Here is a 12,061-nt window from a genome sequence, read left to right as displayed (position 1 = left end):
GGAGTCCGGACAGCGTAGGGTTCGAGGCAACTTGAGGAGATCCATGTCACAGGCACGCCACATCACACTTGTCCACGAGCAGAGCGAGTTCGCCGAAACGCGTGCCGCAGAGAAGGCCGAGGCCGCACGGCGCGGCGCGCTCGCCGCGCGGGCGGTGGCCAGTCATTCGACCGGAGTCGACGACTGCCAGTCGCTGCTGACGATGCTCGGATTGGATGCGGCGGCAGGCAAACTCGTCGCCGAATCGGACTGAGTTCGCGCCGCGGGCGCAAGACGGACATCTTCGCCCGCGCCTTCCGTGGCTCCACCTCCGTTCCGCTGCGCGACCGGGTCCCCGGCGCCGGCCCGGCATCACTGTGCGACCTCACACGCGGGAACTCGTGAGCACAGGAACTAAACTGGTGTCGGATCAACCGGGAATCCGCGTGGTCGATGCTGCCCGTGTGCGGCCGCGTGGACCCCGAAGGCGAACGAGGAGGTGGGGCCGATGTCGAGCACCGAGAAGCGGCGGCTGGAGGTCCTGCGCGCGATCGTCGCGGACTACATCGCGACCAAGGAGCCGATCGGGTCGAAAACGCTGGTGGACAAGCACAATCTGGGCGTCTCCAGCGCAACCGTGCGCAATGACATGGCGGTCCTCGAGGCCGAGGGATACATCACTCAGCCGCACACGAGCTCCGGTCGCATCCCGACCGACAAGGGCTATCGCCAGTTCGTGGACAACATCGCCGAGGTCAAGCCGCTGTCCAATGCCGAGCGCCGCGCGATCATGGAATTCCTGGAAAGCGGCGTCGATCTCGACGACGTCCTGCGACGCGGGGTGCGGCTGCTGGCGCAGCTGACCCGGCAGGTCGCGATGGTGCAGTACCCGACGGTCTCGGCGTCGACCGTGCGTCACCTGGAGGTCGTGGCGCTCAATCCGGCCCGGCTGCTGCTGGTCGTGATCACCGATACCGGGCGGGTCGATCAGCGGCTCGTCGATCTGGGTGCGGTGATCGACGAGGAGGATCTCGCCGCACTGCGCGGCATGCTCGGCAAGGCGATGGACGGTAAGCGTCTGTCCGCTGCCTCGAGCGCCGTCGCGGCGTTGCCGGAGAACGCCCCCGCCCGGCTACGCGACGTTCTGGTCCGGGTGTCGACCGTTCTGGTCGAAACCCTGGTGGAGCATCCGGAGGAGCGGCTGGTGCTGGGCGGCACGGCCAACCTGACCCGCAATGCCGGCGATTTCGGTTTCCCGGGTTCGCTGCGTGCCGTGCTCGAGGCGCTCGAGGAGCAGGTGGTGGTGTTGAAACTTCTGGCCGCCGCGCAGCAGCCCGGCACGGTGACGGTGCAGATCGGCGAGGAGACCCGCGTCGAGCAGATGCGCGGCACCTCGGTGGTATCCACCGGGTACGGTATGCCGGGTACCGTGCTGGGAGGTATGGGAGTGGTCGGCCCGACCCGGATGGACTACCCCGGCACGATCGCCTCGGTCGCCGCGGTCGCCCGTTATATCGGTGAGGTGCTCGCGGAACGATGAGCCCGCCCCGGTAACCGGGATCCGCGCCGGTCGGCAACCTGGTTCGCCGGTCGGCCACAGTGAACATGGCAGCATCGGCTGTGAGCAGGGATGCTGGACGACACCCATTCGGAACAGGACTAGAGACTCAAGTGGCACGGGACTACTACGGAATCCTCGGCGTCGGGCGCAACGCGTCCGACCAGGAGATCAAACGCGCCTACCGCAAGCTGGCCCGGGAACTGCACCCCGACGTCAACCCGGATCCGGACGCGCAGGAGCGGTTCCGCGAGGTATCCACCGCTTACGAGGTTCTCACCGACCCCGAGAAGCGCCGCATCGTCGATATGGGCGGCGACCCGATGGAATCGGCGGGCGCGGGCGGCGGCTTCTCCGGCGCCGGTTTCGGTGGTCTGGGCGATGTGTTCGAGGCCTTCTTCGGCGGTATGAACGCCACCAGTTCGCGCAAACCGCGCGGCCGGGTGCAGCCGGGCGCGGATTCGCTGCTGCGGACCCGGTTGTCGCTGGCCGAATGCGCGGTCGGTGTCACCAAACACCTCACCGTCGACACCGCGGTGCTCTGTGATCTGTGTCAGGGCTCGGGCACCAACGGCAATTCCAAGCCGGTGCGCTGTGAAACCTGTGGCGGCGCGGGTGAGGTGCAGACCGTGCAGCGGTCCTTCCTGGGACAGGTGATGACGTCCCGGCCGTGCCCGACCTGTCGCGGTACGGGCGAGACCATTCCCGACCCCTGCCGCAAATGCGGTGGCGACGGCCGGGTGCGTGCCCGCCGCGAGATCGCCGCGCCGATTCCGGCGGGTGTGGCCAACGGCATGCGGGTGCGGCTGGCCGCACAGGGCGAGATCGGCCCAGGCGGCGGACCGGCCGGTGATCTGTACGTCGAGATCGTGGAGCAGCCGCACGACACCTTCGTCCGCGACGGCGACGATCTGCACTGCACGATCCGGGTACCGATGGTCGATGCCGCGCTCGGCACCACGGTGGTCATCGACACCATCCTGGACGGGCCCACCGAACTGACCATTCCGCCGGGCACCCAGCCGGGTGAGGTGTCGGTGCTGCGCGCCCACGGCATGCCCAAGCTGCGTTCCAGTGCGCGCGGTGATCTGGTCGCGCACCTGGACATCGTGATCCCGACCAAACTGGACAACAAGCAGTTCGACCTGCTGCGCAAGTACCAGGCGATGCGCAACGGCGAACACACCGAGGTGCTCTCGGCCCAATCCGAACACAACAGCGGATTGTTCGCACGGTTGCGGGCCTCCTTCAGCGGTCGCTGAAAACGCCGTGGCCGCAACGGTTTTCTATCTCGACGAGATACCGCCGGTCGGCGCGGTCGCGGTGCTCGACGGTCCCGAGGGCCGGCACGCCGCGACCGTGCGCCGCATCCGGGTCGGCGAGCCGATCACGCTCTCCGACGGTGCGGGACTGCTCGCCGAATCCGAGGTCGTGGCCACCGGGCGGGATCGCCTGGATCTGAAGGTGCTCGACCGCGCGGTCGCCCCGCCCGTGTCGCCGGCGGTGACGGTCGTGCAGGCACTGCCCAAATCGGATCGTTCCGAACTCGCGGTCGAATTGATGACCGAGGCGGGCGCCGACGCGATCGTCCCGTGGCAGGCCGCCCGGTGTGTCGCGAACTGGGAAGCCAAGGCGCGCAAGGGCGTCGACAAGTGGCGTGCGGCGGCCCGGACGGCGGCCCGGCAGTCGCGGCGGGCCTACATCCCCGAGGTCGCCGATCTGCATCGCACCGCGGATGTGGCCGAGCTGGTCCGGAAAACCCTCGCGGACAACGGCATAGCGATCGCGCTGCACGAATCCGCGACGGCGCGATTCGCCGAGCTGGCGTTCCCGCAGACCGCGCCGATCGTGCTGATCGTGGGCCCCGAAGGCGGTCTGGACGACTCGGAATTGGGTGCGCTCACCGCGGCGGGCGCCACCGTCGCGCTCCTGGGGCCGACGGTGTTGCGCACCTCCACCGCCGCGGCGGTCGCGCTCGGTGCGCTGGGGGCTTTGACTCCGCGCTGGTAGGTCCCGGATCCGGCCGGCATCCGCGCCCGACGGTGCGGCGCGGTCGTCAGGCGGGGCCAGAAGTTCCGATCTCGGACGGGCCGGCGGTGGGCCGGGACCGGAAGCTCTCGGCTCGCAACCGCAATCCGAGGCAAGCCACCAGACCCGCCGCCACGACGATCAGCACTCCCACGTACAGCGCCAATCCGGCCCACCCGTGCCAGCTGTAGGCCAGCCCGGCCAACGCGCCGACGATCGAACTGCCGACGTAATAGGCGAACAGGTACAGCGAGGACGCGGCCGCGCGATTGCCTGTCGCCGTGGCACCGACCCACGCGCTGGCCACGGCGTGCGCGCCGAAGAAGCCCGCGGTGAACAACAGCAGACCCGGCAACAGGATCGCCAGATGATCCGGAATGGTCAGCAGCAGGCCGATACTCATCGTCGCGAGAGAGATCGCCACCACCGGGAAACGGCCGAGCCGATCGGCGAACCGGCCCGCCGCGGTGGACGAGACCGTGCCCGACAGATACATCAGGAAGACCGCACCCGCGGTGGCCGCGGACAAACCGAACGGCGACTGGATGAGCCGGTAGCCCAGAAAGTTGTACACCGAGACGAATCCGCCCATCAGCAGGAAGGCCAACCCGAACAGCGGCAGCAGCGCGCGGTTGCGCAGATGCGTGGCGAGGTCGCCGAGCAGCGCGCCGACGCCGAGGGGCCGCGCGACGAAGTATCGGGAGGGTGGCAGCATCCGCACGAACCACACCGTGCACAGCGCGGCGCCCACCGCGAAAATCGCTGCGCCCCAACGCCAGGACGCCACCTCCAAGGTGAAGGCGGGAATCAGCCGGCCGGCCAGGCCGCCGATGGTGGTGCCCGAGACGTAGATGCCCATCGCGGTGCCCAATCCGGCCGAACCGATCTCCTCGGCGAGATACGCCATCGCGACCGCGGGCACGCCGGCCACGGCGATGCCCTGCACGGCCCGCCCCGCCAGCATCAGGTCCAGATTCGGGCTGAAGGGCAACAGCAGACCGATGACGCTGGTCGCCACCGCGGACGCGATCATCACCCGGGTGCGGCCGTACCGCCCCGACAGCACGCTCACCGGCACGATCGCCACCGCCAGCAGACCCGTCGTCAGCGATACCGCCAGTGCGGCGTGCGCGGGCGTGGCGCCGAAGGCCGTCGACAGGCTCGGCAGCAGCGCCTGCGCGCTGTACATCGACCCGAAGGTGGTGAGTCCGGCCGCGAACAGCGCGAGGGTGATCCGCCGCTCGTGCCGCGCGTCCTCGGCCGTCCGGACGAGAGCGGTGGTCACGGTCGCGCTGGTCATGCCTCCACCGTGGCTCCACAGGGCTGGAAAAGGAAATGCATAATGATCGGTAAGTTGATGCAATTGCGGCATTAGCTGAGCTGAGCGCGGGGAGCCTGCCGATGGCGAGTGACGATTTGCACTGGTTTCTGACCCTCGCCGAACTCGAACGCGTGGGTGCGGCGGCCGATCGGCTGCATCTGGCCCAGCCCACGCTGTCGCGCATGCTCGCCCGGCTGGAACAGCGACTCGGCACGCAGTTGTTCGATCGGCACGGTAAGCGGCTGATGCTCAACGAATCCGGGCGCATCTTCTACGAACACGCCCGCCGCGCCCAGGCCGAACTGGACGCCGCGAGCCGGGCGCTCGCGGATCTGGCGAATCCGGCCCGGGGGTCGGTGCGGCTGGCGTTCGTCCATTCCTTCGGCGGGCGGGTCGTGCCGGAGCTGATCGCCGGCTTCCGGCGCGTGTCGGGGCGGATCACGTTCCGGCTCGATCAGGGACCTGCCAACGTGGTGGCCGCCGAGGTGCTCGACGGTACGGCCGATCTCGGTCTGACCTCGCCCGAACCGGCGCTGCCCGGGCTGGGCTGGCGCACGCTGTTCCGGCAGCGCCTCGCCCTCGGGGTTCCGGTCGATCATCGGCTGGCGGGCCGGCGGCAGATTCGGCTGGCGGAGGCCGCGGAGGCCGAATTCATCGCCATGCCCACCGGCTACGGGATGCGCAGAATTCTCGACGAGCTCTGTGCCGCAGCGGATTTCCGGCCACGGATCGCGCTGGAGTCCAGTGATCTGGTGACCGTGTCGGGTCTCGTGGCGGCGGGACTCGGAGTGGCGCTGCTGCCGTTGGAGGAGCCCGCGGTGCGGGGGCCGCAGCCCGGGCCGGTGCTGGTTCCGCTGTCGGATCCGGGTGCCGCCCGCGCGGTCGGATTGATTTGGTCGGCGGACGCGGTGCCGGGCGATGCGGTGCGCACCTTTCGCGAGTTCGCCGTCGAATGGTCGCGCGGGAGCGGGCGGTGAACGAACGGTGACGACCGCTCATCTTCCGGGTGAGCGGCCTCTGAGCTGGGGCTGGAGATCAAATAAGTGGGCGGTGTCGGTGCCGCGCGATAGACTTTGAGGAAAGGAGAGGATCCGTTCGAGACCGGAAAGCAGGCCATAGCCCCTTTTGCGAACATCAGGCGATATCGGCGACCCGACAACACCCACGACCGGCATCGGAGCCGGCGCCCCCGGCAATGGTAACGGTTCGGGTCCAGCGGCCCGGACGGTGCGGTCCAGCATCGAACTGGCCCCGGAGTCCGTATTCGGATTCCTCGGTTCCGCCGATGCGAACCTGCGTGAACTCGAAGGTCTGCTCGATGCCGACATCCACGTGCGCGGGAATTCGGTCACCCTCACCGGTAAGGCCGCCGACGTGGCGCTGGCCGAGCGGGTGGTCGAGCAGCTTGTGGCGTTGACCGCGCACAATCGCGTCGTCACCCCGGAAGCGGTCCGGCATACGGTGTCCATGCTGACCGAGGGATCCTCCGATTCCCCGGCCGAGGTGCTGAGTCTGGACATCATCGCCCGGCGCGGCAAGACCATCCGCCCGAAGACGCTGAACCAGAAGCGCTATGTCGACGCCATCGACGAGCACACGATCGTCTTCGGCATCGGCCCGGCCGGTACCGGTAAGACCTATCTGGCGGTCGCCAAGGCCGTGCAGGCGCTGCAGAGCAAGCAGGTCACCCGCATCATCCTCACCCGTCCGGCGGTGGAGGCAGGGGAGCGGCTGGGCTTTCTGCCGGGCACGCTGAACGAGAAGATCGACCCGTATCTGCGTCCGCTCTACGACGCCCTGCACGACATGATGGACCCCGAGGCGATTCCGAAGCTGATGGCGTCCGGAGTGATCGAGGTCGCGCCGCTGGCGTATATGCGCGGACGCAGCCTCAACGACTCGTTCATCATCCTGGACGAGGCGCAGAACACCACGCCGGAACAGATGAAGATGTTCCTGACCCGGCTCGGTTTCGGCTCGAAGATCGTCGTCACCGGCGACGTCACCCAGGTCGACCTGCCGGGCGGCACCCGATCCGGGCTGCGGGTGGTCAGCGACATCCTCACCGATATCGACGACATCCATTTCGCGGAGCTCACCTCCAGCGACGTGGTACGCCACCGGCTGGTCTCGGACATCGTCGACGCCTACGACCGCTACGAGTCCGACGCCCGGCCGCAGGTGGCGCGGCACTACCCGGGCGGCAACCGAGCCCAGCGCCGCGCGGCGGACAAGGCGGCTCGCCGCTGAGCCATCGGAGCGGCTCGCCGCTGGTGTGGTGGTGAGGCCATGCGCGGCCCCCATTAGGCTGGCAGGGTGAGTATCGAGATCGCCAACGAGTCGGGCATCGACGTATCGGAACCGGATCTGGTCAGCGTCGCGCGGTTCGCGATCGAGCGGATGGACGTGCATCCGGCGGCCGAATTGTCGATGGTGCTCGTCGATCTCGACACCATGGCCGACCTGCACATGCGGTGGATGGACCTGCCGGGTCCCACCGACGTGATGTCGTTCCCGATGGACGAACTCGAACCCGGCGGCCGTCCCGACGGCGCCGAACCGGGCCCCTCGATGCTCGGCGACATCGTGCTCTGCCCGGAATTCGCCGCCGCCCAGGCCGGTAAGGCCGGCCATTCCCTCGACCACGAACTGGCGCTGCTCACCGTCCACGGGGTGCTGCATCTGCTCGGCTACGACCACGCCGAGCCGGAAGAGGAGAAGGTGATGTTCGGCCTGCAGAACCGCCTGCTCGCCGAATGGTACGAAAGCCTGCGCGAGGCCGCCCGCCGCGCCGAACTGGCCGAACGCGACCGCCGCCTGCTGGGGAAGACCGGTTTCACAGCCCCGGGCGACCCCTTGGACCCCGCATGAGCGGTCGGGGCCGGAGGCGGCAGCGCAGCGTCACCATGCAGGCCCGAGCTCATGCGGCGGTTGAACACAGCATGAGCGGTCGGGGCCGGAGGCGGCAGCGCAGCGTCACCATGCAGGCCCGAGCTCATGCGGCCGAGGGCAGAGCGTGAACTGGCTGATCCCACTGTTGCTGGCGATTCTGCTGGTGCCGGTCGGCGGTGTCTTCGCGGCGATCGATTCCGCGTTGATGACCGTTTCGCCGGCGCGGGTCGACGATCTGGTCCGCGCCGACCGTCCGGGCGCCCGCCGGCTGGCCCGGATCACGATCGACCGGCCGCGCTATGTGAACCTCATGGTGTTGCTGCGGCTGACCTGTGAGATCGCGGCGACGGTCCTGCTGGCCGCCGCGCTGAGCGAGGTGCTCAGCTGGGGGTGGGCGCTGGCTGTGACCGCGGTGATCATGGTCGTGGTCGACTATGTCGTCATCGGTGTCGGCCCGCGCACCCTGGGCCGCCAGCACGCGTATTCGATCTCGCTGGCGGCCGCGCTGCCGCTGCAGGCGATCGGGGCGCTGCTCGGACCGGTGAGCCGGTTGCTGATCATGATCGGTAACGCCATCACCCCCGGTCGCGGATTTCGCAACGGCCCCTTCGCTTCCGAAGTGGAACTGCGTGAAATCGTCGATATGGCGCAGCAGAGCGGTGTGGTCGACTCCGAGGAACGCCGCATGATCCAGTCGGTGTTCGAACTCGGCGACACCGCGGCCCGCGCTGTGATGGTGCCGCGCACCGAGATGGTGTGGATCGAGGCGGACAAGGCGGTGGCGCAGGCGATGTCGCTGGCCGTGCGGTCCGGGCACTCGCGCATTCCCGTGATCGGTGAGAACGTCGACGACATCCTCGGCGTGGTCTATCTGAAAGATCTTGTGCCGTATGCGGATCGGGGCCGCAGCGTGCAGGTGCGGGCGGTGATGCGGCCGGCCGTGTTCGTGCCCGATTCGAAACCGCTCGACGCCTTGCTCGACGAGATGCAGCGTCGCCGTAACCATATGGCGCTGCTGGTCGACGAATACGGCGGAATCGCCGGGCTGGTCACCATCGAGGATGTGCTCGAGGAGATCGTCGGTGAGATCGCCGACGAATACGACACCGACGAGATCGCGCCGGTGGAGGAGTTGGGCGAGGGCGTCTACCGCGTCTCCACCCGGCTGCCGGTCGAGGATCTGGGCGAGCTGTTCGGCCTGGAGATCGAGGAGGAGGACGTCGACACCGTCGGCGGCCTGCTGGCGCACACGCTGGGCCGGGTGCCGCTGCCGGGATCGGAGGTCGTCGTGCACGGGCTGCTGCTGCAGGGGGAGGGCGGCGCCGATACCCGCGGCCGGGTGCGGGTGCACACCGTCGTCGCGCGCCGCGCGGAGGAACCGGACGAAATGTCGGGCGCGCTCGCGGATGCGGTGCGCGGCGACCGTCAGGGGCGGGAAGAGACGTCGAGATACGAGAACGGAGATGGCGATGACCGAGGGTGAAACCGCCGATGTGAACACCGCCGATTTGAACGCCGAGGACGGCAAACTGCTGGTGCTGGCGCGCGGCGCGATGGGACGCACCGGCGGGGTGGCGGGCGCGGCGATCCGCGATACCGACGGCCGCACCTACGCCGCGGGCACGGTGGAGCTGAACGCGCTGTCGCTGTCCGCGCTGCAGGCGGCGGTCGCGGCCGCGATCTCCAGCGGTGCGGAGGGGTTCGAGGCGGCGGTGCTGGTCGGTGGTCAGGATTCCGATCCAGGCGTGGCCGCGGTGCGTGAGGTGAGCGCGTCGGCGGTCGTCATCGTCACCGATCGCAAGGGCGCCGGCTACCGCACCGTCGCCGCCGGAACCGAGTCGGCGCGATGAGCGTCCAGCAGCCCGGCGAGGGCGAATTCCGTTCCGGCTTCGTGTGTTTCGTGGGCCGGCCCAACACCGGCAAATCCACGCTCACCAACGCCGTGGTCGGCCAGAAGATCGCGATCACGTCCTCGCGGCCGCAGACCACCCGCCACACCATCCGCGGCATCGTCCACCGCGACCACGCCCAGCTGATCCTGGTCGACACTCCCGGGCTGCACCGCCCGCGCACCCTGCTGGGGCAGCGCCTCAACGATCTGGTGCGCGATACCTACTCCGAGGTCGATGTGATCGCGCTGTGCATTCCGGCCGACGAGAAGATCGGCCCGGGTGACCGCTGGATCGTCCAGCAGGTCAAGCAGATGGCGCCGAAGACGACGCTGCTCGGCGTGGTCACCAAGATCGACAAGGTGGACAAGCCGCAGGTCGCCGAGCAACTGCTCGCGGTCTCGCAACTGCTGGGCCCCGAGGCCGAGGTGGTTCCGGTGTCGGCGGCCAAGGGTGAGCAGGTCGAACTGCTCGTCGATGTGATCGCCTCCAAGATGCCGGAGGGCCCGGCGTTCTACCCCGACGGGGAGCTGACCGACGAGCCCGAGGAAACCCTGATGGCCGAACTCATTCGCGAGGCGGCGCTGGAGGGTGTGCGCGACGAACTGCCGCATTCGCTGGCGGTGGTGATCGAGGAGATCATGCCGCGCGAGGAACACGAGGACATGCTCGACGTGCATGCCCTGCTGTACGTGGAGCGGCCGAGTCAGAAGGCGATCATCATCGGCAAGCGCGGCGCCCGGCTCAAAGAGGTCGGCACCGCGGCGCGCAAGCAGATCGAGCACATTCTGGGCACCCGGATCTATCTGCATCTTCACGTGAAGGTCGCCAAGGACTGGCAGCGCGACCCCAAACAGCTGCGCAAGCTGGGATTCTGATCGTCGTTCCCACGAGGGATCGGTCCGACCGGTGCGGCTCCGATCGATGACGTCGTCATCTGTGATCTCCGTCTCGGGGGCGCGCGCGAAACCCGGCGCGAAGCTGTTCACCCGTCCATATCGGAGTCCCAGGTCGGCCGTAGTCGAATTGTGATGTGCGTTTCCGGTATTTCCGCAGGAGCCCGCGAACTGTGTGCGCACGCACATTGTGAGACGGGCCTACGATCCTGGCGTGAAGTGGATGTCCCGGGCGTTCGGCTCGAAAGAGCTGCCGCCGCAAGTGCGTTCGGATCTGGAATCGGAAGGGATCGTCGTATTCGGCCCGGTGAGTGGATCGCTGGCCAGACGCAATTATCGGACACCACTGCACTACGGTTCTTCCAGTTGGGAGAATATCGTCGGCGGAACCATCGGGATGAGCAGAAAACGCCTGGTCATCTGGGGGAATCGGGAGGCGTTGGTCGACGTCTGGCTGGGCCATCCCGCCGTCACCATGGAACTGCAGGGGTCCGAACGCATGCTCGTCGAGGCCGACCGGGGCGCGATCGATCCGATTCGCACCGGCTGGACCACGTTGCTGCTGCGCACGATTCACGCCCCGCGCATCGCGCAGCTGTACGCGGAGGGGCTGCCGCGCAGCGTGTGAGACGTCGCGGGTGTGACGTCGGAAAGCGTCGCGCGATCGGCGGCCGAGTGGCGTGGGGGCGCGGGCACGTCGGAGCGGCGTGGGAGACTGTCAGCGTGTTGTTGTATCGGGACCAGGCGATTGTGCTGCGCCAGCACAAACTGGGTGAGGCCGATCGCATCGTCACGCTGCTCACCCGTCAGCACGGGCTGGTCCGGGCAGTGGCGAAGGGTGTGCGCCGCACCCGGTCGAAGTTCGGCGCCCGGCTGGAACCGTTCGCCTATATCGACGTGCAGCTGTATCCCGGACGCAACCTCGACACCGTGACGCAGGTGCATACCGTGGAGGCGTTCGCCGCCGATATCGTCGCCGACTACGGTCGCTACACCACCGCCTGCGCGGTGCTGGAAACCGCCGAACGCCTCGCCGGCGAGGAGCGCGCCCCCGCCCCCCGCCTGCACACTCTGACCGCCGGCGCCCTGCGCGCGATCGCCGCCGGCCGGCGCCCGCACGAACTGATCCTCGACGCATTCCTGTTGCGCGCCATGGGTTTCGCGGGCTGGGCGCCCGCCCTCGACGAATGTGCCCGGTGCGCGACCCCCGGCCCGCACCGCGCCTTCCATGTGGCCGCCGGGGGAGCGGTCTGCGTCCACTGCCGCCCGCCCGGCTCGGCCACGCCCTCGGTCGGAGTCCTGGAATTGATGAGTGCGCTCAATCGCGGGGACTGGACCGGACTCGACGCGGTCGCCGAGTCCGTCCGCCGCCAGGCCAGCGGGCTCACCGCCGCCCATTTGCAGTGGCATCTGGAACGGCAGCTGCGGACCTTGCCGTTGATCGAGCGCTCTCGTCCGCACGAGGCGGCGGAGCCGCCGGCCTCACGGGTGGGATAAC

General features: G+C 68.6%; 13 protein-coding genes. 12 read left to right on the top strand and 1 reads right to left on the bottom strand.

The features are described from left to right. Positions 1-43: 43 nt before the first annotated feature. The 4 genes from A5789_RS13120 (at position 44) to A5789_RS13105 (ending at position 3,547) form a co-directional block, all read left to right on the top strand. Positions 44-253, top strand: a complete 210-nt coding sequence (locus tag A5789_RS13120; protein ID WP_030512852.1) for a hypothetical protein — start codon at positions 44-46, stop codon at positions 251-253. 234 nt (positions 254-487) lie between these two features. After that, positions 488-1,519: a heat-inducible transcriptional repressor HrcA gene (gene hrcA / locus A5789_RS13115; protein WP_063014601.1), complete on the top strand. Its 1,032-nt coding sequence runs from the start codon at positions 488-490 to the stop codon at positions 1,517-1,519. Between the two features lie 131 nt (positions 1,520-1,650). Next, the gene (gene dnaJ, locus A5789_RS13110; protein ID WP_063014603.1) at positions 1,651-2,799 is read left to right on the top strand and encodes a molecular chaperone DnaJ; all 1,149 of its coding nucleotides are present in this window, start codon (positions 1,651-1,653) and stop codon (positions 2,797-2,799) included. A gap of 7 nt (positions 2,800-2,806) precedes the next feature. Beyond that, positions 2,807-3,547, top strand: a complete 741-nt coding sequence (locus A5789_RS13105; RefSeq protein WP_064902705.1) for a 16S rRNA (uracil(1498)-N(3))-methyltransferase — start codon at positions 2,807-2,809, stop codon at positions 3,545-3,547. 46 nt (positions 3,548-3,593) lie between these two features. Here A5789_RS13105 and A5789_RS13100 read toward each other — a convergent pair whose 3' ends face one another. Further along, on the bottom strand, positions 3,594-4,865 hold the full coding sequence (locus A5789_RS13100) for an MFS transporter (protein ID WP_064902706.1): 1,272 nt from the start codon (positions 4,863-4,865) through the stop codon (positions 3,594-3,596). Between the two features lie 101 nt (positions 4,866-4,966). On the opposite strand from A5789_RS13100, the gene A5789_RS13095 reads away from it, so the two are divergent. The 8 genes from A5789_RS13095 (at position 4,967) to recO (ending at position 12,060) form a co-directional block, all read left to right on the top strand. Further along, positions 4,967-5,863: a LysR family transcriptional regulator gene (locus A5789_RS13095; protein WP_064902707.1), complete on the top strand. Its 897-nt coding sequence runs from the start codon at positions 4,967-4,969 to the stop codon at positions 5,861-5,863. A gap of 196 nt (positions 5,864-6,059) precedes the next feature. Further along, positions 6,060-7,136, top strand: coding sequence for a PhoH family protein (locus tag A5789_RS13090; protein WP_063014712.1), 1,077 nt, complete (start codon positions 6,060-6,062; stop codon positions 7,134-7,136). A gap of 66 nt (positions 7,137-7,202) precedes the next feature. Continuing rightward, on the top strand, positions 7,203-7,757 hold the full coding sequence (ybeY, locus tag A5789_RS13085) for an rRNA maturation RNase YbeY (protein ID WP_030512859.1): 555 nt from the start codon (positions 7,203-7,205) through the stop codon (positions 7,755-7,757). A gap of 145 nt (positions 7,758-7,902) precedes the next feature. Next, complete coding sequence (locus tag A5789_RS13080) at positions 7,903-9,261, top strand: hemolysin family protein (RefSeq protein ID WP_064902708.1); 1,359 nt, start codon at positions 7,903-7,905, stop codon at positions 9,259-9,261. Next, positions 9,248-9,628 carry a hypothetical protein gene (locus tag A5789_RS13075; RefSeq protein WP_063014714.1) on the top strand — a complete coding sequence of 127 codons (381 nt, stop codon included), beginning with the start codon at positions 9,248-9,250 and terminating at the stop codon, positions 9,626-9,628. Before A5789_RS13080 ends, A5789_RS13075 begins: the two co-directional genes overlap by 14 nt. Continuing rightward, positions 9,625-10,545: a GTPase Era gene (gene era, locus A5789_RS13070; protein WP_064902709.1), complete on the top strand. Its 921-nt coding sequence runs from the start codon at positions 9,625-9,627 to the stop codon at positions 10,543-10,545. Before A5789_RS13075 ends, era begins: the two co-directional genes overlap by 4 nt. A gap of 232 nt (positions 10,546-10,777) precedes the next feature. After that, positions 10,778-11,191 (top strand): hypothetical protein, encoded by a 414-nt coding sequence (locus A5789_RS13065; RefSeq protein ID WP_146098627.1) that lies wholly within the window; start codon positions 10,778-10,780, stop codon positions 11,189-11,191. A 95-nt stretch (positions 11,192-11,286) separates the two neighbouring features. Beyond that, on the top strand, positions 11,287-12,060 hold the full coding sequence (recO, locus tag A5789_RS13060; protein ID WP_063014617.1) for a DNA repair protein RecO: 774 nt from the start codon (positions 11,287-11,289) through the stop codon (positions 12,058-12,060). Position 12,061 lies beyond the last annotated feature (1 nt).

Source organism: Nocardia sp. 852002-51101_SCH5132738, assembly GCF_001665695.1.
Taxonomy (GTDB): Bacteria; Actinomycetota; Actinomycetes; order Mycobacteriales; family Mycobacteriaceae; genus Nocardia; species Nocardia nova.
This window is presented reverse-complemented; position numbering and strand designations above follow the sequence as displayed.